This is a genomic window from Ferrimonas sediminum (assembly GCF_900100175.1).
In the GTDB taxonomy this organism is placed as follows: Bacteria; Pseudomonadota; Gammaproteobacteria; order Enterobacterales; family Shewanellaceae; genus Ferrimonas; species Ferrimonas sediminum.
Genome location: NZ_FNEM01000011.1, coordinates 1 through 20,477 on the forward strand (window position 1 = coordinate 1; position 20,477 = coordinate 20,477).

Below are 20,477 nucleotides of genomic sequence, written 5' to 3' on the forward strand. Positions count from 1 at the left end.
ACCCTGCCCTGTCACCTCAACGATTACCTGGAACTGGTGGAGTTCACCGGCCGCGCCATCAGAAACGATAAAAGGGCAGCCATCCCGGCGTCCAGCGACACACTCCTGCAACGGCTCGACATCGATTTAGACAGTTGGTTGGAGCTCACCGAAGGCTTTGAGTACCAGTTTTGCCACCTGGCAGGCCGGCTTCACAGCCTGCAGCACTGCCGACAGACCGATGGTATGCATCGAATCCGGGGCTCGGGCAACGCCAGGCGCTTACTGGGTGCCTAGCCGCTACTTTTCACACCATAAAACCCAACGATTCTGACTCTGTTGGAAGAGTGCGGATGTTCTGCATTACAAAAAAGGGGGCTGTAAAAGCACCGATACTCAAATTTCACAACATCGCCATAGTCCAGCGTGCTCCATTGTTCACTTTGCCTTAGTGTTTGACCTTCACGTTAATCTGAACTTTTAATCTGGGTGTCTGTTTAATTGACGTGGGTGTCTGTTTAATTGGTCTGATTAATTGCTGTTTCTGGCGGTTGTATCGTTACCCGCTCTGGGGCATGGCCCCGGCCGGAGCATCGATGATATAGTGTCGGCAAGATTCACCGATGAGAACGCCGATGGCCGTAATCCCTAAAAACTATGCCTCGCTGGAGCAAGGCTACCGCGACAAAGCCCTGAAACTGTTTCCCTGGGTCTGTGGCCGCTGTGCCCGTGAGTTTGTGTACTCCAACCTGCGTGAACTGACCGTTCACCATATCGACCACGACCACACCAACAACCCCAACGACGGCTCCAACTGGGAACTGCTGTGTTTGTATTGCCACGATCATGAGCACTCCAAATACACCGACGCGGCTCAATACGGTTCGACTGTTGAAGCCGGAGCCGATCTCAAACACGAGGCGGCTACCAGCAACCCCTTCGCCAACCTCAAAGCGATGATGGAAAAGAAAAACGGTTAATGTGCCGTTACCGCGGCGCGTTCAGTGGAACGCGCCCGTTGCCGCACCGCAATCGCCGGGACGCCAGCGACTGACCGATGTCGTTACCGTTTTTCGCTGCTACCTAGCCCGGAGTTAATCGAACGTGCCCCGAACCGGGTAGTTTTTATCGCGGATAAAATCGATGCCGCTTAACAGCACATCGATCTCAGGCCGGGCGAAGGGGCCATTGGAGATGTCCAAAATCTGAACCTCATTGCGGTCGTTAATAATGAACACACCAGGCTCGGAATAGAAGTGATTGGTCTCGCCAACCGAGAGAGGGCGAGAGATATATAGCCCGAGCTCCCGCATCATCTCTACGGTTAAACCGTAGGTCACCGGGTAGTTGACTTTCAGCTGCATGAAGTGTTCCAGCGCCTGTGTTTCGTTGTCGGCAGAGGTGGCGACAATATCCACGCCCAGCTTTGCAAAGGCTGCCTTGGCCTCGCCGATTTTCCTCAGGTACCGGGTACACATCGGACAGTGGCCGCCACGATAAACCACGACCATTTTCCAATTGGTCTTCTTTTCCGGAACACCCAGGTTGATTCTACCGCCACCCAGTTTTGGCAGTTCGATAGAGGGAAACTGAGACCCGCCTCTGACCTTGTTTGACATCATCACCTCGTCTTTCCCCCTGATTTACCAGTGATGAAATCACCTTGGTTTCATCACTGTTCGATCATTCGCAGCATCCAAAACACCACCGCTCAGGGCAGCGATGCCGGGTGATGTGCGAGCTTTCCACCTCCACACTCTGATGACAGTGCAGCCGATGCCAGAACCCCATCAGGGTTGAAGCTGAAACAGCTCGAATTGTAGGGCGATAACAGAAACCATAATAGATACAAAAGTGGCGTATTTATGCATAACAGATGATACCTGGAACTGTTATGATCGCGGTTACCCGCGTAAAAGTGTTGATGAGAGGCTGATCTCCGTGAAAAAGTACGAGGAGCTCATAGAGCAGATCCGCAGGCAGATCCAAAATGAGATCTGGCAAACCGGAGAGAAGCTCCCCTCCCTTAGGAAGCAAGCCGAACTGTCGGGAATGAGCCTGATGACGGTGGTGCACGCCTATCAGGTTCTGGAGAGCCAGGGGTGGATAGTGTCCCGGGCGCGATCTGGCTATGTGGTCGCCCCAAAGATTGAAAACAGTGACTCGACGCCCGCGAATGAACCGGTTCAGCAAACGGAGTCGGTCGACATCAACGACTTTGTATTTGAAGTGCTGCAAGCCAGTCGTACCCCCAACATCACCGATTTTGGCAAGGTGTACCCGGACCCAACGCTCTACCCGCGTCAACATGTAAACAAGTCTCTGATCAGTACCGCACGCAGCCTGTCCGCCTCCAGTGCAATGGATAACCTGCCACCCGGGAACCTGGAGCTGAGGCAGCACATCGCCAAGCGCTATGCCGCTCAAGGAATGACGGTGCACCCAGATGAGATTGTGATCACCACCGGCGCGCTCGAGGCGCTGAATCTGAGCCTGCAATCGGTTACCCAACCGGGCGACTGGGTGGTCGTGGAATCTCCCACGTTTTACGGCGCACTGCAGTCACTGCAAAGACTGAACCTGAGGGCGCTGTCGGTAAGAACGCACCCAACCGACGGCATTGATCTGGAGTCCCTTGAGAATGCCCTGCAATCCCACCCGGTTAAAGCATGCTGGTTAATGACCAATCACCAGAATCCCTTGGGATTCACTCTGTCGGTGGACAAGAAACAGCGTTTAATGGCCTTGCTGGCCAAGTATGACGTCTACCTCATTGAAGACGATGTCTACAACGAGCTCCATTTCGGCAGCGATAAGCCTCTACCGGCAAAAGCCTTTGATAGCCACGGCAAGGCGCTGCACTGCTCATCGTTTTCCAAGTCGTTAGTGGCGGGGTTTCGTATCGGTTGGGTCGCAGCGGGTAAGATGGCCGTGCCCATTCAGAAACTGCAGATGATGAGCACCCTCTCCACCAGTGCGCCGATCCAGATGACGCTGGCCTCCTACCTTTCCACTCGCAACTACGAAAGGCATCTGCGTCAGCTACGCAGAACCCTGGAACAGAGAAAATTTGCCACCTGGCAGGCTCTGCGAAATCACCTGCCTGCACAGGTGAACATCAATTGCTCCGACGGCGGCTACTTCCTTTGGCTTGAGTTACCCGGAGGGCTAGATGCTACCGAACTCTACCGACGTGCGTTGCAACAACACATCTGCATTACTCCCGGCAAAATGTTTTCTGCCGGCGATTTTCATAATCACTGTTTTCGTTTAAATGTCTCTTTCGAGCTCACAGACTCAAGGTTGAACGCGATTAAAACCTTGGGCGAACTCATTAGAATCATGGTAACGACGCTTCCCCAGACCGCCAGAGATCCCGGTAACGCTCCAACCCCATAAGGGGAGAAAAAAAAGCAGGACGACCCAAATGGATCATCCTGCAAAATGGCGGGTTTCCGATTTTGAGCAGTAGGAAATCAGCCCGAGAGACCGCCCCTAACAGGGCGTAAAAAAAAGCGTGAGAGAGTTAGATTAGAATTCCACTTTGATAGGCCACTCCTTCTGTACGCGCTCCTCCAGGAAGGTTTTCTTCTGTGCATCGAGTTTGGCTTTATCCAGACCCACCAGCACCTGAGCTTTTGCTTTGGTTGAGAAGTCAGGGAAGCTCACTTTGGCCACGCCATGCTTCGACAGAACAGTCTTGAGTGCCGCGCGGGCGTCTTTACCAATCTTCTTGGCTTTGGCCAGCTCTGTCAGGGCAAGCTCCGGGTTGTGAGCATGGATGCCGTGAGAGGCAATGGCGTAGTCCCAGTACCACTGGGCGTGACGGATAAGCTTCAGAGCGCCCTTCATTTCCGCTTCGGTCGCCCCGGCCTTCCAGGCTTCACCGGCTTCGAAGTGCGCCTTTACGATGACCTCTTCAGCAGCCAGCTGAGCCTTGTGAACCGCTTTTTTGTTCATGGCAATGGTGTCAACCAGCTCGGCCTTGGTGTCGTGGCAGTTGGAGCAGGTCTGGTCGAAGTTGTCGATGGCGTTGCCAACGTTGTGCTTGGTGAACTCTTTACCGGACGCACTTTCAACCTTAGGCATGTGGCAATCGATACAGGTCACGTCCATCTCGGCGTGTACCGTTGGCTGCCAGGTTTCCCACTCAGGGTGCTGAGCTTTCAACATCGGAGCTTTGGAGATCTTATGAGTCCAGTCCTTAAAGTTCAGGGCATCGTAGTAGGCCAGCATGGCATCGGGGTTCTGACCGCCATCCCATGGGAACTTCACTTTCTTATGGTCGGTACCATCGAAGTAGTATTCCACGTGGCACTGAGCACAGGTCATGGCTGCCTGAATGTTCGGCTCCTGGTCTTCAAACTTTTGCCCCGCAGCAGCGAAACCCCGCATGGCAAAAGGACGGGCGGGAGTGGGCTTGCCGGTGTCGGCGTCATGGCAATCGGCACAGCCTACGTTGTTACCAATCTCGTGACCGGTGGCGCCCCATTTCTTATCGGAGAAGTTGCCTTCGCCAATCTTATCGTACATACGACCGAGATCCGGTGTCTTACAACCCCAGCAAGAGGCTGGCATCGGCCCCTCAGAATCGGTCATTGGGCCGCCGGTACGCAGGCTGCGAGTCAAATCAGCCACAGCGAACTGGTGACCACGAGGCTTGTTGTAGTCCTTGGCAAAACCATAACCGCCATAAAGAATCACGATCATCGGATCGTGTTCCAGAATGTCGCCCTGCTCCGTGGACTCAATGGTGGATGCCCAAGACGCATACTGCTCGGGATATTTCTCCTTCCAGGTGATGTTGTTGGCATCTTCAGGGGCGTTTTTAGCCAACGCCGAACCACTAATAACGGCGATGGCAACGGCTACAGCGAGTTTATTCAGTTGTTTCATATCATCCTCTCCGAGGTTTTTTTTATCTTTCGGCAAGAATCATAGGGAGGGGTTTGAATCGCATGCATACCCCTTTGGGGGTATTGGCCGGGAAACCGATTTAGGATCACTGTATAGGCCATTTTTTGCTGAAATTAGTTTGAGTTTTTGAAAATGTTTACCGCCACCAAGCAAAAAGTTAGATGAGAGGGTGTGACGACTTTAGGGGGCCATACTTATCAAAAATTTGAATAAAAAGACGCTCTTGCCGGCAGGTGCGCTAAACCGTATTGCAAGACCATTGCCAAGGTCTTGCCGCGGTTCGGGGGCAGAATCTTACGCCACTTCAATGTTCGTTTAACTGGTGCCATACGCCACCGTTACCGCGGCGCGTTCAGCGGAACACGAACGCGCCCGTTGCCGCACAGCAGCCGGCGTGACGCCAGCAACAGCGTCACCGCCGTCGAGACCGACACCATCACCAAAATCGCCACCATAATGACAATCTGGTATTTGATCGCCACCATGGGGTCGGTTCCGCCCAAAATCTGACCGGTCATCATGCCCGGCAGTGATACCAGACCGGTGGTGCTGATGGTCGCCAGCAACGGCGCCATCGCCTGGCTGAGGGCCGATTGTAAGAACGGTTGCACCGCCTGCGGTGGGGTTGCCCCCAGCACCAAGGCCCCCTGATACTCTCCCTGACGCTCGCTCAGCGCGGTCAAGAAGCGCTGCAAGGCCATGATGTTGCCACTGAGGCTGTTGCCCAGCAACATCCCGGCCATGGGGATCAGATACTGGGCGTTGTAAAACGGCTGCGGCCTTACCAGCCCCACCACCATCAGAAACAGCACCGGCGCCAACGCCAGCCCCAGGCCCAGCACCACCGGCATCAGCACCAATGAGCGTGGCAGATGGGTCTTGCTGACCACCGAAGAGGCCCCAATGAGCACCATCGCCAGCAACCACAACAGGTTCAGGAGCAGGCTATCGAGGTCAAACAAATACTGCAGGTACAGGCCCACCAGAATCAGTTGAGCCACCATACGCGCCACCGCCCATGTGCCCTCCGGGCCAAGTGACAACCGGAAGTGACGATTGATCCACAGCGGCACCAATAAAATGGAGAGAAACAGCAGCAGTTGCCACCAGGCAATGTCGATAACGCCGGCCATGAAAACGCGTTCCTGTACGTATAAAGGAGCATGATATGGGAAGGTATGCCCTATTGAAGCAGCTACACCTCGTAAAAAGCAATTGAATTTACGCCAGTCTGACCCAAGATTAATAAAGCAGTGACAGTAATTTAGTGAAACCCTGCGGTGACAGCACCGGTCTGTATTTACAGTAATAGCGCCTTTCTCTTACACAGGAACGAGGAGTTGCCATGACCCGAGACTACTCCATACTGCAGAGCATCAAGATCAGCGTATTGTTCATTGCCGCTTTATGGGGAGTGCTGGTTCTGGACAGCGTGTTTACCCTGCATCTGGGCCACCTCGGGGTCTACCCCAGGGTCGAGATTGGACTGATAGGCATCGTAATGGCACCGCTGATCCATGGTCATGCGGAACATCTGGCGGCCAACAGCCTGGGACTGCTGGTGCTGGGTTCGGCGCTTATCTATGGCTACCCGAAATCACGCTGGCCGGTCATCATCATCATCTGGCTGGCGTCAGGGTTCGGGGTCTGGCTGTTTGGCCGTTCCAGCTTTCACTTTGGCGCCAGTGGCCTCACCCACGGTCTGTTTTTTTATCTGTTTTTTATCAGCCTGCTCAGACGGGATCGGCGCTCCATCGCTCTAATGATGATCGCCTTCTTCATGTTTGGCGGCATGTTGATGAGCATCTTCCCCAGGGATCCGGAGATTTCGTTCGAATACCACCTGTTTGGTGGCCTTGCCGGCCTCGGCTGTGCCCTGGCATTTCGCCACTGGGATCCGCTACCCGAGGCGAAAAGCTACTCCTGGGAGAAAGAGACCGACAGCAACGAACACGATGCCATCGGTGATCTGTGGCAGCAGTCGCCCGAGGACGCCGCAACCCGGCAGGGCAAACCCGGCGAGCCGGGCCAGAAGCCGTAATCAGGCAGGCTCTGCGACGGCATCGACTGCCGTATCTCCCGACTCGACACCGGCACCGTCCAGCCACTCCACCACCAGGCTGGTAAAGCGTTCTGGCTCCTCGGCCATCACCCAGTGGCCGGTGGGGAAGGCTTCGACCCGATTTCCCACCTTCGCCGCCATCTCGGCCTCCCATTTACGGGAGTGGAAAGTGACCTTCTTATCGGCGCCATAGATAAACAGCAGCGGACACTCCACCTTTAGAGGCAATATCCCCAGCGGCTTTTTGGCAAAGGTGTGACTCCACTTCCACCAATAGGAGTAAGTCATGCCGCTGTGAATGCTGGACGGCTCCCCCGGGGCCTTCAGAATCGACGCCATCTTGCGGGTCATGGCATCACCGATGCCGCCGCCGATGTTCCAGGCGGTAGCCAACCACAGCTGGTAGCCGGCAATAAACAGCTTGGCTTTGGTAGGGATCTCGTGATCCCGGGAGCCCGCATCACCGATGTCTACCGCGACAATGCGCTTCACCCTTGTGGGGTGACGAAGGTAGTACTGATAGCCAAAGACGCAGCCCCAGTCATGAATCAGCAGCGTTACCGGCTTTTCCGGGCTGACCGCATCGACAATGGCCGCGATCTGGTCGATCAGCGCCTGCAGGTCATACATCTTACGAACATGGCCGCGGTCGTAACCCGGCAGCGTGAAGCGAATGCAGCGGTGATTCTGCTCCAGCGCCTCCACCTGACGGTCCCACAACCTGTGGGTATCCGGCCAGCCGTGAATCATCACCACGGTGTCGTCACCCTGCCCCTGTTCCAGCACCTCAATGCCATTCACGTTAATTCGTTTTTCCATCATTCCATTCCCTGTGACACATTAGAGTTATTACTCTAATTCCATTCCGACCACCAAACCTTGATCTGGATTCGATTCGACCTTTAAAAAAACACAACCAATATCAAAGCCTTAAGCCGGATACAAAAAAGGCGGCCCGTGGCCGCCTGTTCGCATCACTCCGCCTCAGCGGGTCAAGAACCACTCAAAATGGCTGTGGCTCTTGAGGGCCTTGGTCGAGCCTTTCAGGCTGAACGGGTAGCCGCACAACGTAAAGCTGCCTCGACGAGCGATCTGCCGAATCAATATCTCGGTATCCATGGGCGAAAAGGCCGCCAGATAAAAGCCGTCCGCTTCCACATCCACCCGGTAGGGCCGATAAGCGCTGTCGTCATTGAATACCAGCTCGGCGCAGCTGGTGTCGCCTTTGGCCGTTTCCAGCGACCACAGCTCGCCAAGGGGTGCCTCGTCCCCCTGCCAGCGCACGCTCAAGGTTCCATTGTCCAACCACAGCCAGTATTGATCCGGCATCTCCAGTATCGCTTCGGCTCTGGGCTTGATCACTTCAGGCTCCGGCGCAACCTCCGGCTGGGTGGCGGTGTCGCTGGCCGGCGTCGATTCCCAGCTCAGCTGACCGGCCCAGGGGACCAGCATCGCGGTGATCAACAGCAAGGCCATGGCTGCTTTCAGTGCCAGCGGCAACCCGACCAACGCAGTCAGGGAGCGGCGCCACAGCGTCAGATAGAGTTGATGGGCGTCCGGCAATTCATCCTGAACGGCGGCAGAAACAGACGGTGGTGTTTCCAGCGCCTCCCCGCCGAGCAGTGACGGTTCGACCCGGCGGGAGTACAGGGCGTCGCCGCGATCATCGGCCATCATTGGTCCGTGATAGCCGCCCATCATGGGCTCACTGCCGCCCTTACCCGGGCGCAACGCCAGCTGCACGGTGGCCAGCAGCCACACCAGCGCCATAGTAATGAATACCGTCATGGTCAGATAGGGCATGGCGACTATCAGCACCAGCGAGGTAGCAACCGGTATAACCACCGGCCAGCCCGTCAATTCTGCATCACGGCCCCGGCGCCAGGCGGATTCCTTAAGCACGGGGTACAGTGACAGGGCCACCAGCAACGCCACATAGGGCGCTACAAGAGGCAATGCCAGAAACAGGCTGATGATCACCAGAGAGGCAAACAGGCCGCCAGCCTGAATGGCGACGAACCGAAGCGGGTTGTCCTGACCCTGGTGGCAAAAAAGAGTTTTCAATGAGGTTCCCAAAACACTGTCCAAACTACCCTTACAAGGGTACCGAAATCTGGCAATACTGTCAGTGTAATTTGTCACCAGTCAAATCCTTCGGCCACCGGGGCCGCCGCCTGACACCGGTAACTCGACAATTGGCGCCGGTATGGTTTCTGCAACTACACTTACAACTTATTGCTTCATTGAGGGATTATATGATCAGAGCCTGGCTTTTGACGCTGGTTATGGTGACCAGCCCCATCGCTGCCGATCCCCAGGTCGCCCCACTGCCGGCCACCCCCAGCGACGACACCTTTGCCGATGTCTGGCCCATCATGGCATCCCCGATGACCGGTGATCTCGATGCCATGATCGCCCGGGGGGAGATTCGAATCCTTACCACGTTCAGCCTCGGCTGGTACTACATAGACGGTGGCCACCCCATGGGCATCACCTACGAGAATGGACGCAATTTCGAGGCGTTTGCGCGGCGCATCCTAGGAGCACCGGCCAAACTGCTTAAAGTCACTCTGATCCCGGTGCGGCGTGATCAGCTCATCCCCTACCTGGTGCAGGGGTACGGCGACCTGATCTTTGCCAACCTCACCGTGACCGAGCGCCGTCAGGGCCAGATTGCGTTTTCGGCGCCGATCAGCGACGACACCCAGGAGCTGATCGTTACCACCGCAGAGTTTGGTGAGGTCACTTCCCTGCACCAACTGGCCGGCAAACAGGTCACCGTGCGCCGCGAGTCCAGCTATTATGACAGCCTGATGACCATGAACGAGAGACTGAAACGCAAGGGACGCACCGAAATACAGATCGATGTCGCCGACCCCAGGCTGGAAGATGAAGATCTGCTTAAATTTGTCAGCAGCGGTGTGTTCCAGGCAACAGTCGTCGACAAACACAAGCTGCCGGTATGGCTAAAACGCTACCCCAACCTAATCACCCTCGACGCCGTACCGATTCGCACAGACGCCCAGGTGGCCTACGGCCTGAGGCAGCACAGTCCGCAACTGCAATCACTAATGGACCGTTATGCCACCACCTACCGAACTGGCGGCCACACGGTCAACGTACTGCACCACCGCTTTTTACAGGACGATCGCTGGCTGACCCACGCCCGCTCCTCCAATAACCTCGACACACTGGCCCAGTTGCAGCAGTGGTTTCAAACCTACGCCGAACAGTATCAGTTCGACTGGGTGCTGCTGGCCTCCTTTGCCTACCAGGAATCAAAGTTCAAGCAAACCGCCCGCAGCAGCGCCGGTGCCGTGGGCATCATGCAGGTACTGCCCTCCACCGCCGCCGACAAACAGGTGGCCATCAAGGACATACATAAACCGGAAAACAACATCCATGCTGGCACCAAATATCTATCGGTGATCCGCAGCCGCTACTTCGACGATGAGGCCCTGAGCCCCTTTGACCAGATGATCTTCAGTATCGCCGCCTACAACGCCGGCCCCAACCGCATCAACCGGCTAAGGCAACAGGCGTCGCAGCGGGGGCTGGATCCCAACCGTTGGTTTGGTAATGTTGAGTATCTGGCCGCCGCCCGAATTGGATCCGAAACCGTCAACTACGTGGCCAACATCTATCGCTATTACATTGTTTACAAACGGGGCCTGAGTGAACTGGGGCAGAAGCGTCAGTTGCAGCGGGCGATGGAGGGAGGGGGCAACAGCGGCAGTTTGCCCTAAACTGAAAAGGATCATCACTAACAACAATAGTGAATGGAATCAATAAGGAGTGAGTTTGAATTCAATTTGGGACCACAGAAAAGCATCGACCAGGTTGTGGGCTGTCATGCCCGCCTTGGTGCTTGTGTGTCCCGCCGCCGTCGCCTCCTCCGTTAACCCCAACCAGTGCCAGCCCGAACAGGTGGTGATCACCACCAACAATGTATTTGAACAGGAAGAGAGTGGCTTCACCTGGATGCACGAATGGGCCAACTGGCTGCACCTGGTCACCCGTCCCGTTACTGTCGAAGACCAGATTCAGGGATTCGAACTGTGCAGCGCCGATGAAGATCTCTACGAGGTTGAACGTCACCTGAGGGAGCTGAGCTACCTGCGCAGCGCCACCGTCACTCGTAAAATGGACGCCGGCGAGGAGCGGTTGGTGGTGGAAACCTGGGACACCTGGTCACTGCTGCCCAAATTCGACTTCTCACGCCAGGGGGGCGAGTCCAAGTTCGGCATCGGCATCATTGAGTCGAACCTGCTGGGGTTCGGCGCCCAGACCGAGTTGGCCTACTTCTCTGAAACCGACCGCACCGGCTACATCTTTGATCTGCAAACCGGTCTGTTTCAGGGCAACCACCTGTCGACTCGAATCACCCTTATCGACTCCGACGATGGCGAGCGCAAGTTCCTGCAACTGAAACGGCCGTTCTACTCCATGGACAGCCGCTGGGCCGCTCACCTGTCTCTGGATCAGGATCAGCGAGAGAACCAAGTCAAGCAGGGCGGCAACACCATCAACGAGTTTGCCGTGGAGTTAGACAACCACGACGTTTCAATGGGCTGGTCCAATGGCCGAATCGGCGACCATACCCTGCGCTGGCAAATGGGATTCCACTACTGGGATCAGCGGTTTGAGGCCATCGAAGAGACCACCTTGGTGCCCGAGGACCGCAAACAGCAGCAGCTGTGGCTGCAGCTGGGGTTGCTGGAGGATCACTACGCCGAGGTGTACAACCTGTACCTGATCAACAAGGTCGAAGACGTTAATTTCGGCATCAACAGCTGGCTCAGGCTGGGATGGGATTTTGAACACGACGCCCCGGCATTGACCACCGGCTTTCAGCGCGGCCATCAGATAAATGGTCACCAACGCTGGTTTTACTCCCTGTACCTGCAAACCAGCCCCATCGACAACCACAGCTACCGAACTCTGGCCAGTGCCCGAACCGAGTGGTTTTATGCCCTGGCCGACCAGTGGGCCTGGTTTAATAAAGTGGAGGTGGTGGCCAGCCACAATCAATACCTGGACGAACCGGTGGCATTGGGCGGAGATACGGATCTACGGGGCTATCCGGTACAGTTTCAACACGGCGACCATACCGCGTTGATGACCAACGAGGTGCGCTATTATCCTGGCATCACCTGGTATCAACTGCTGGAGGTCGGTGGAGTGGTGTTCTGGGATCTGGGGCGCACCTTTGGCAACACCCCCTATCAACCTGAGAACAGTGAGCTGCTGCAGAGTGTCGGTATCGGCATGCGCCTGTACTCCTCCCACTCCAGCGACAACGTCATTCACATGGACCTGAGCCACCCCATTACCGACCAGCAGGGGGTCGACAACATCGAATGGCGACTGCAGGTCCGCAGCTACTTCTAGTTCAGACTGGCCACCACCTCGGCGGCCTGACGAATAGCGCGCTTGGCATCCAGTTCTGCCGCCAGTTCAGCGCCGCCCACCAGGATGTAGGGAATCTGCGCCGCTTCCAGCTCCGGTACCAGGCCACGATTGGATTCCTGGCCGGTACAGAGCACCACATGATCCACCTCCAGCACCTTATCCTGACCATCGTGATGAATGTGCAGCCCCTGATCATCCACCTTCAGGTACTCCACCCCGGACATCATGGTCACGCCGCGATCCTTAAGGACGGTACGGTGAATCCAGCCGGTGGTCTTGCCCAAGCCTTTGCCCGGCTTGGTGGTTTTACGCTGTAACAGGGTGATCTGCCGAGCCGACTCAAAGGCGGTGCTGTCGCGCTCGGTCAGGCCGCCCCCCTGGGTGTATTCCGGATCGACACCCCACTGCTTCAACCACACCTTGGGGTGCAGGGTGGCGGACTCATGAGCTTCGGACAGGAATTCACCCATATCGAAACCGATGCCACCGGCACCCATTAAGGCCACCCGCTGGCCCACTTCCACCTCGCCACCGAGTACCTGCTGATAGGTGACCACCTTTTTATGATCCACTCCATCGAGTTTCGGCACCCGCGGCGTCACCCCGGTGGCCAGCAACACATGATCAAACGCCTTCAGGGTGTCGGCGTCGGCACAGCAGCCGAGCTTGACCTCGACTCCGAGGCGATTCAGGCGCTGACGGAAATAGTCCAGCGACGCCTTAAACTCCTCTTTACCCGGGATCTTACTGGCCAGATTAAACTGACCACCCAGGGTATCGCTCTGTTCAAACAGGGTGACGCTAAAACCGCGCTCGGCGGCGTAACAGGCGCTGGACATGCCTGCGGGGCCCGCGCCCACCACCGCCACCCGCTTGCCGGAAGCCGTGGGCTCCAGTTTCAGTTCGGTTTCGTAACAGGCAAAGGGGTTCACCAGACAGGTGGCCCGCTTCAGTGAGAAGGTGTGATCCAGGCAGCCCTGATTGCACCCGATACAGATGTTGATGTCTTCGCCTTCTCCCCGTGCCGCCTTGTTGACGAACTCCGCATCCGCCAGCAGCGGCCGGGCCATGGAGACCATGTCCGCCTGACCACTGGCGAGAATCCCCTCGGCCACCTCCGGGGTATTGATTCGGTTGGTCGCCACCAGCGGCACGCTCACCTCCTTGCGCATCCGCTCGGTGATGAAGGCAAACGCCGCCCGGGGCACACTGGTGGCGATGGTGGGGATGCGCGCTTCGTGCCAGCCAATACCGGTATTGATGATGGTGACGCCGGCTTGCTCCAGCCATTTCGCCAACTGCACCACCTCCTGCCAGTCATTGCCGCCTTCCACCAGATCCAGCATCGACAAGCGGAAGATGATGATGAATTCCGGGCCGACGACCTCACGAATCGCCCGCACCACCTCCAGGGGAAACTTGGCGCGCGCCTCAATCTCCCCGCCGTACTCATCGGTGCGCTTGTTGGTGCGATTGCACAAGAACTGGTTCAGCAGATAACCCTCTGACCCCATCACCTCGACGCCGTCATAACCGGCTTTCTGAGCCAGTTTGGCCGAGCTTGCGTAATCTTTTACTGTGCCCTTGATCTGGCGAACGCTGAGCTTGCTCGGCTTGAACGGGTTGATGGGGGCCTTAATCTTGCTGGCGGAGACACTGAAGGGGTGGTAGCCATAGCGGCCGGCGTGCAGTAACTGCATGCAGATTTTGCCGCCCTCGTGATGGACCGCATCGGTGATTTTCCGATGTCGGGACACCTGCCAGGGGAACGACAACTGACTGGAGTGAGGGGCCAGACGGCCGCGGAAGTTTGGAGAGATCCCCCCGGTAACAATCAGGCCTACGCCGCCTCGCGCCCGTTCTGCAAAGAAGGCAGCCAGTTTATCGAAACCGCCCTTCTCCTCCTCCAGTCCGGTGTGCATGGAGCCCATTAAGACGCGGTTTTTCAATGTGGTGAAGCCCAAATCCAGAGGCTCTAACATGTGCGGGTAAGACATCGCTCTACCTTTAAACATCCATTTAAAACAGGTGTCCAGATTACCTTGGGGTGATCAAGATCACAACAGTTGTATAGGTGTTTGAATAAAAAGGGTTACAATTGAGTAATGCAACTCACGGAAGGGTTTTGTAACATAGACAATGATGCTATTAGAACATTGTTCCACCTGCCGGCGGTCAAATCGGCCCACCGCAGGCGCAGCACAAAACCGGTCAGCACCACTTTACTGACCGTATTATAGAAAAGGATTGCGACACCTATGTCTCAAAAACGACCGCTGTTGGTAAGAATATTCCGTTTTATCTGGTCCGCCTTTAACGGCATTCGCCGAACCATCATCAACATTGTGTTCTTCGGCCTGCTTGCGGCCATCATTATCAGTATGAGCCAGGATAAGGCTCCGACCGTTCCGGAAGGCGCCGCATTGGTGCTGAACCTGAATGGCAATCTGGTTGAGCAGAAAAAAAATCTCGACCCGATGGAACTGCTGGCCCGCCAGGACGACGATAAAGAGCAGGAGATCCTGCTCGACGATCTGCTGATGACCATTGACCAAGCGGCCAGTGACGATCGCATCTCAGCCATCGTACTGCGTCCCGGAGGCGTGTCCGGTGGCATCGCCAAGCTGCAACAGGTCGGCGAGGCCCTGCAGGCCTTCAGTGCCAGTGGCAAACCGGTCATCGCCCAGTCCGGGTGGTATAGCCAGAACCCCTACTTCCTGGCCAGCTACGCCGATGAAATCCAGCTCAACCGCAGTGGCATGGTGTCCATCGAAGGCATGGGCATGTACCGCCTGTTCTACAAAGAGTTGCTGGACAAGATTGGCGTGAAAACCCACCTGTTCCGGGTCGGGAAATACAAGTCATTTGCCGAGAGTTACACCCTGACCGAAATGTCAGAGCCGGCCAAAGAGGCCAACCGTGCCCTGCTCGGCGACATCTGGGGCCACTATAAGTCCACCATTCACGCCAATCGCGACCTGGAAGATGGCCTGTTTGACCGCGACCTTAAGCAACTGGAAACCGCCCTGAAAGCCTCAGGTGGTGACTTCAGCCAGTACGCTTACGACAACGGCCTGGTGGACTCACTGATGACCTCGGTGGAGATGCGCGATGCTCTGATTGAGCGTTTCGGCACCCTGGCGGAAGACGACAGCAAATTTAACGGCATCGGCTGGCAGGACTACCTGAGTCAAATTCCGCCCAAACTGGATCTGTTGACCAGCGATACCCAGGTGGCAGTGGTGGTCGCCCAGGGCACCATTTTGCCGGGCAATCAACCCCCGGGAACCGTTGGCGGCAACTCCATGGCCAAACTGCTGCGTGAAGCCCGCGAAGACAACGCCATCAAAGCCGTGGTGATTCGGGTTGACAGCCCTGGTGGCAGTGTGTTTGCTTCGGAGCAGATCCGCCAGGAGATTCTGGCCCTGAAAGCCGCCGGCAAAACCGTGGTGTCCTCCATGAGCTCGGTGGCGGCCTCCGGTGGCTACTGGATCTCCGCCAACACCGACCGCATCTATGCCATGCCGTCGACGGTTACCGGCTCCATCGGCATCATCGGCATGATTCAGACCTTTGAAGACACCGCCGCCACCGTTGGCGTCAACATGGACGGCGTCGGCACCACCGAAATGTCTGGTCTGAACGTATTCTCACCGCTTCCGGAGCAGTTCAAGTCCATCATGCAGATGAACCTGGACAAGGGCTACCGCGACTTCATCGAGCTGGTCTCCTCGGCCCGGGGCCTGGATCTGTATCAGGTTGAAGCACTGGCCCAAGGCCGGGTCTGGAGCGGCATCGCCGCCAAAGAGCTGGGCCTGGTGGATGAACTGGGCGATCTGGACGACGCCATTGCCGGCGCCGCCGAAATCGCCGGACTGGAGAGTTATGATACCGTGGTGATCGAGCAACCCGTCAGCCCGGAGCAGGAGTTCCTGCGCGAGTTTCTCGGCAGTGCCGGCATCGAACTGCCCAGCAGCGGCACCCCCCTGCTGTCTCAGTTGAAGCACCAGCTACTGGATCCCCTGGAGCAGCGTCTGTCGCTAAGCGACCCGGCCAACACCTACCTGCTTTGCCTGGAGTGCGGCGAGCTGTAACAGCCCGGGATCCGCGCGAGAAAGGCCTCCATTCGGGGGCCTTTTTGCTATCTTGAAAAGGCGCGTTATAATCCGCCCATTCTCGCTAAGGCCTCTGACAATAATGACAAAAAAACGAATCTACATCGCCTACACCGGCGGTACCATCGGCATGCAGAAAACCGACCAGGGCTATGCGCCAACCGCCGGTTTTCTGACCCAGCGAGTCAAGGCCAACCCGGAATTTCAGCGCCCGGAGATGCCGGAGTTTGCCATCACCGAATACTCGGATCTGATGGACTCGGCCAATATGACGCCCCAGGACTGGCAAACCATCGCCGACGACATTCGCGACCACTACGACGACTTCGACGGTTTTGTGATTCTGCATGGTACCGACACCATGGCTTTCACCGCCTCGGCCCTCTCCTTTATGCTGGAGGGACTGACCAAGCCGGTGGTGGTGACCGGTTCACAGATCCCCTTTGCCGAGCTGCGCTCCGACGGCCAGCATAACCTGCTGAACGCCCTGTACCTGGCCGCCAGCCACCCGGTTGGCGAAGTGTGCCTGTTCTTCAACAACAAACTGTTTCGGGGTAACCGCACCACCAAGGTACACGCCGACGGCTTCGATGCCTTTGCCAGCCCCAACCTGCCGCCGCTGCTGGAAGCGGGGATTCACATCAAGCCCAGCCCCGGCGTCCAGGCGCTGTCCGCCAGCGGTCCCCTCAAGGTCCACCCCATTACTCCGCAACCCATCGGCGTGGTTACCCTGTACCCAGGCATCGACTCGACTGTGATTGGAAACATCCTCAAACAGCCGGTCAAAGCGCTGATTTTGCTCTCTTTTGGCGTGGGTAATGCGCCACAGCGACCGGAACTGCTGCAGCTGTTTCAGGATGCCCGGAATCGGGAGGTGATCGTGGTGAACCTGACCCAGTGTCTGCAGGGCAAGGTCAATATGGCTGGCTACGCCACCGGCAATGCCCTGTCCCGGGCCGGGGTGATCAGTGGCTTTGATATGACCACTGAAGCCGCCCTGGCTAAATTGCACTTCCTGCTAAGCCAGCCGCTGAGCTTTCAACAGCGACTGGAGGCGATGGAACAGAGCCTACGGGGCGAGCTAAGCAACTGACCCCTACCCCGGCCTCATTCTCGAGTGAACCCATCGACTTGAGGGGCGCGGTAGGGGACGCCATGGCGCCTCTATGGTCTCCGGAGGGAAGACTCTTCGAAAAATCCGGCTCATTGACCACCGGCGCCCGCCGGTGACTCAATGGGATGGAGGGTCAATTCATCGCGAAACCGGCCGGGGTTGTCGCTCTTAACACAGCTTTGTTAACGCCACCGCAGTCAGTACAAACAGGGGGATGTTGGAGAGTACAAAAACCGCAAACCGCACCTCGATGCGGTTGCCCAGCGACTGCACCAGGCTGTGAACCACCCGCAAAACCACATAGCTCCAGGCCATGGCCAGCACCAGCGCACCGCCATCACCGAGACGCTCCAGCACCAGTACCAGCGCATAGAACAGCAGCGGCTGTTCCAGAAGGTGATTGTAATTGTCCGCTTTCCATCGCACCGGCGGCGGAAGTTCGGCCATCTGCTGACCAGTGGGGGCCTGAGGATCCAGTCGCATCCTGGCCCGAAAAATGGCCGGGATTCGAGTGGCGTACATCCACAGCCACATAATCAGCGTCCAGGCGACCAGTACCACAAGTGGCAGCAGCAGCGACGAGTGACTCTCCATGAAACCTCCCTGTCAGTATTGAATAAGACGTATCCTGCGCCTAGCTGAGCAGCTCATATTTTGGCCGCCGAAATCAAGCCTGAGACCACAAAAAGCCTGCAATTGCAGGCCTTTCATCGTGGAGGAACTCCGGACTCAGGATCACTCTTTATCGATAAACGCCAGCCACTGCTCCAAAGCCTCGATCAACATTCGACGCTCGAACCGACACACCTCATCGCTAAACAAGTTCTCCAGCACGGCGTCATCGCCGTCCAGTAGCAGGCAGTGGGCATTGCCACTGACCTCTCCTACCGAGTGATCCGCCAACGCCAGCAACTCTTTGGTGGCCGCCACATCCGCCTGAACATCACTGGTAAGAAACTCCGCCAGCATCACAGGTTCATTCTCGACTTCGGCCCGGGCCATCCCCTGTTGATCTCGATACAGCTTCATGACCACCCTCTACTGATAAATGGGGTACGCAGTGTTAATGTTGCCTTTGGGACAATGACTTTGCCCTTGATTACACATATAGCCCTCAATGGTGATCCCATCCACTGTGCCGGACCATTTTCCATACTCTGGTTGATCCGACGCACGATAGGCCTTAATGATGGCGTCGACCACCTGGTCGTGGCTCCAGCTATCGGGGTAAAAGGTGCTGTTGGCCCGTTTATCGGTCCAACCCTGCCCGTTGCACAGCGCCACCTGGCCCCGATAGATCCCCTTGCTGTTGGGCTGCGCCGTCACCCTGATCAGCCTGGCACCCTGAGGATCCTTACCGCCGCTGCGGCTATGGAACCCCACTGCCCGGCCCTTTTTATTGATCTCGCCGGTAATCACATGGCCAATATTGACCGCAGGCCGGGTGTCACTCCAGCGGGTGTGATTCTGCTGGCAGTCGTCGGCCAGGGCCGGTTGCCACCCCAGTACCACCCATGCCATCAGCCCGATGAACCATCCCTGTCTCATCCCGTCTCTCCTGTGCTGGGAACACTCTTGCCTTTAAGAATGGAGCCGGATTGCCATCGACGCCACTGGCAAATGTCCGGTGGCAGTGTCAGCTTTTCCACCTGTGGCGCCGGACAATCACACTGCCACAGAGCGGGATCAAAAAGGCGTGCCCGAAGACACGCCTTTGCCATTGCGTCTGGTTCAGCTTCCTAGCCTGCCGGTGCGACAAACGCCTCGGTGCCCCACAGTGGCACCGTCGACAGGCTGTGTTTGTAACTGCCCTTGGTTTCCTTAGTGCTGTAGGCGATGTACAGCAGAGTCTGGGTCTTCTGATCCAGGATGCGGCGGATTTTCAACGTCTTAAACAGGACGCTCTTCGACTTCTTAAATACCACCTCACCGGACTTGCCGGTGTCGATCTGACTCAGCATGGCCGCGGTAATGGGGCCGGTCTGACGACAGGCGATGCCCATGTCACTGGGATCGGCAAAATCCAGGTCGGCTTCGATGTTGGAGATGTGACAGGTGACGCCGGTAACCACCGGATCCTGCAACACTTCAACCTTAATGTCTTTGGTGGTGAACAGGCCCAGGGACACGTCGCCCACTTCGTTGTTATCGCAGCCACTTAACAGCAGGGTCGCGGCCAGGGCCGCCCAAACTGGTTTCATCGGTTACTCCGGTTTGATTCGGGCGATCTGCTGGTCATCAAACTGATGCTTCAGCACGTCTTTAGGCAGGTGGTTGATCTCGCCGTCTTTACCGACGGTCAGATGCTGATTCTCGGTATTGTGATTGGATTGCCACACGATCAGTGCCTGCATCGCCGCTTCCCGCTGGGCGTCGCTGACCAATGCGCCATCGGGCCATTTGCCAATCTCAACCGCCGTTTGCAGCCGCGAGGCCAGCTCGTCGTTCATGCCGGCGGCCAGTTGTTGCCACTCCATGCCTTAACTCCTCTTATCCAGTGCCAGGCGTACCCGGGTAACCAGGTAGCCCACAAACCCTGCCGCCATCAGACCGATGCCGGTGGGCTGGCGCCAGTTGGCAGCCGCTTCTCCGCCCCAGAACCACAGTGCAAAGCCGCCAACGAACGCCAGCAGGGCCACAAAGCTGTGATTCATCAATTGGGTGCGTTTATTGATGGCGGAGATACGTTGAGCCGATTCAATGGATTCGGTGTCTGCGGTCAGATCCACCTTGCAGTGGGTGCAGCTTTTGGCCTTATCGGAGATTCGTTTACCACAGGCGGGACAATCAATTAATGCCATTTCCACTCCTTTGTGTCTAAGTTTACGGCAATGGCATAACAGGGGGTGAGCCGTAAACAGCAGTGCGCCGCCTACTA

The 20,477-nt window shown here is 56.8% G+C and carries 19 protein-coding genes and 1 pseudogene; 8 read left to right on the plus strand and 12 right to left on the minus strand.

The window, feature by feature from the left end; all coding sequences use genetic code 11:
- Together BLT77_RS20300 and BLT77_RS12725 are read left to right on the plus strand one after the other, a co-directional pair.
- Positions 1 to 276: pseudogene (locus BLT77_RS20300) on the plus strand (transposase); the annotation flags it as partial.
- Positions 277 to 614: 338 nt separating this feature from the next.
- Positions 615 to 959, plus strand: a complete 345-nt coding sequence (locus BLT77_RS12725; RefSeq protein ID WP_028114889.1) for a YajD family HNH nuclease — start codon at positions 615 to 617, stop codon at positions 957 to 959.
- Positions 960 to 1,073: 114 nt separating this feature from the next.
- Here the strand turns inward: BLT77_RS12725 and BLT77_RS12730 are convergent, their stop codons facing one another.
- Positions 1,074 to 1,601 (minus strand): redoxin domain-containing protein, encoded by a 528-nt coding sequence (locus BLT77_RS12730; RefSeq protein WP_090365811.1) that lies wholly within the window; start codon positions 1,599 to 1,601, stop codon positions 1,074 to 1,076.
- 319 nt (positions 1,602 to 1,920) lie between these two features.
- Here BLT77_RS12730 and BLT77_RS12735 point away from each other — a divergent pair, with 319 nt between their 5' ends.
- Positions 1,921 to 3,378: an aminotransferase-like domain-containing protein gene (locus BLT77_RS12735; protein WP_090366121.1), complete on the plus strand. Its 1,458-nt coding sequence runs from the start codon at positions 1,921 to 1,923 to the stop codon at positions 3,376 to 3,378.
- Between the two features lie 132 nt (positions 3,379 to 3,510).
- Here BLT77_RS12735 and BLT77_RS12740 read toward each other — a convergent pair whose 3' ends face one another.
- Entirely contained in the window at positions 3,511 to 4,875 is a 1,365-nt protein-coding gene (locus BLT77_RS12740) for an ammonia-forming cytochrome c nitrite reductase subunit c552 (RefSeq protein ID WP_090365814.1), read from the minus strand.
- Positions 4,876 to 5,234: 359 nt separating this feature from the next.
- A complete protein-coding gene (locus BLT77_RS12745) occupies positions 5,235 to 6,029 on the minus strand; it encodes an ABC transporter permease (RefSeq protein WP_090365817.1) in 795 nt (264 codons plus the stop codon).
- A 212-nt stretch (positions 6,030 to 6,241) separates the two neighbouring features.
- On the opposite strand from BLT77_RS12745, the gene BLT77_RS12750 reads away from it, so the two are divergent.
- Positions 6,242 to 6,937 (plus strand): rhomboid family intramembrane serine protease, encoded by a 696-nt coding sequence (locus BLT77_RS12750; RefSeq protein ID WP_090365819.1) that lies wholly within the window; start codon positions 6,242 to 6,244, stop codon positions 6,935 to 6,937.
- Here the strand turns inward: BLT77_RS12750 and BLT77_RS12755 are convergent, their stop codons facing one another.
- A complete protein-coding gene (locus tag BLT77_RS12755) occupies positions 6,938 to 7,780 on the minus strand; it encodes an alpha/beta fold hydrolase (protein ID WP_245709941.1) in 843 nt (280 codons plus the stop codon).
- Positions 7,781 to 7,942: 162 nt separating this feature from the next.
- On the minus strand, positions 7,943 to 9,022 hold the full coding sequence (locus BLT77_RS12760) for a hypothetical protein (RefSeq protein WP_090365823.1): 1,080 nt from the start codon (positions 9,020 to 9,022) through the stop codon (positions 7,943 to 7,945).
- A 191-nt stretch (positions 9,023 to 9,213) separates the two neighbouring features.
- Here BLT77_RS12760 and BLT77_RS12765 point away from each other — a divergent pair, with 191 nt between their 5' ends.
- Both BLT77_RS12765 and BLT77_RS12770 read left to right on the plus strand, forming a co-directional pair.
- Positions 9,214 to 10,704, plus strand: a complete 1,491-nt coding sequence (locus BLT77_RS12765) for an MltF family protein (protein WP_176819304.1) — start codon at positions 9,214 to 9,216, stop codon at positions 10,702 to 10,704.
- 106 nt (positions 10,705 to 10,810) lie between these two features.
- Positions 10,811 to 12,349, plus strand: coding sequence for a ShlB/FhaC/HecB family hemolysin secretion/activation protein (locus BLT77_RS12770; protein ID WP_090365829.1), 1,539 nt, complete (start codon positions 10,811 to 10,813; stop codon positions 12,347 to 12,349).
- Here BLT77_RS12770 and BLT77_RS12775 read toward each other — a convergent pair.
- A complete protein-coding gene (locus tag BLT77_RS12775; RefSeq protein WP_090365831.1) occupies positions 12,346 to 14,367 on the minus strand; it encodes an NADPH-dependent 2,4-dienoyl-CoA reductase in 2,022 nt (673 codons plus the stop codon). The two genes, BLT77_RS12770 and BLT77_RS12775, sit on opposite strands and share 4 nt — an antisense overlap.
- Positions 14,368 to 14,628: 261 nt before the next feature.
- On the opposite strand from BLT77_RS12775, the gene sppA reads away from it, so the two are divergent.
- Together sppA and ansA are read left to right on the plus strand one after the other, a co-directional pair.
- The gene (gene sppA / locus BLT77_RS12780; RefSeq protein ID WP_090365834.1) at positions 14,629 to 16,464 is read left to right on the plus strand and encodes a signal peptide peptidase SppA; all 1,836 of its coding nucleotides are present in this window, start codon (positions 14,629 to 14,631) and stop codon (positions 16,462 to 16,464) included.
- A 103-nt stretch (positions 16,465 to 16,567) separates the two neighbouring features.
- The gene (gene ansA / locus BLT77_RS12785) at positions 16,568 to 17,578 is read left to right on the plus strand and encodes an asparaginase (protein WP_090365837.1); all 1,011 of its coding nucleotides are present in this window, start codon (positions 16,568 to 16,570) and stop codon (positions 17,576 to 17,578) included.
- Positions 17,579 to 17,767: 189 nt separating this feature from the next.
- Here the strand turns inward: ansA and BLT77_RS12790 are convergent, their stop codons facing one another.
- The 6 genes from BLT77_RS12790 to BLT77_RS12815 form a co-directional block, all read right to left on the minus strand.
- Entirely contained in the window at positions 17,768 to 18,193 is a 426-nt protein-coding gene (locus BLT77_RS12790; protein ID WP_090365839.1) for an MAPEG family protein, read from the minus strand.
- Positions 18,194 to 18,334: 141 nt separating this feature from the next.
- Positions 18,335 to 18,628 carry a hypothetical protein gene (locus tag BLT77_RS12795; RefSeq protein WP_090365841.1) on the minus strand — a complete coding sequence of 98 codons (294 nt, stop codon included), beginning with the start codon at positions 18,626 to 18,628 and terminating at the stop codon, positions 18,335 to 18,337.
- 9 nt (positions 18,629 to 18,637) lie between these two features.
- On the minus strand, positions 18,638 to 19,147 hold the full coding sequence (locus BLT77_RS12800; protein WP_090365845.1) for an EndoU domain-containing protein: 510 nt from the start codon (positions 19,145 to 19,147) through the stop codon (positions 18,638 to 18,640).
- Positions 19,148 to 19,338: 191 nt separating this feature from the next.
- A complete protein-coding gene (locus BLT77_RS12805; protein ID WP_090365847.1) occupies positions 19,339 to 19,800 on the minus strand; it encodes a CreA family protein in 462 nt (153 codons plus the stop codon).
- 3 nt (positions 19,801 to 19,803) lie between these two features.
- Positions 19,804 to 20,076, minus strand: coding sequence for a YeaC family protein (locus tag BLT77_RS12810; RefSeq protein ID WP_090365850.1), 273 nt, complete (start codon positions 20,074 to 20,076; stop codon positions 19,804 to 19,806).
- 3 nt (positions 20,077 to 20,079) lie between these two features.
- The gene (locus BLT77_RS12815; RefSeq protein ID WP_090365853.1) at positions 20,080 to 20,400 is read right to left on the minus strand and encodes a zinc ribbon domain-containing protein; all 321 of its coding nucleotides are present in this window, start codon (positions 20,398 to 20,400) and stop codon (positions 20,080 to 20,082) included.
- Positions 20,401 to 20,477: the final 77 nt, after the last annotated feature.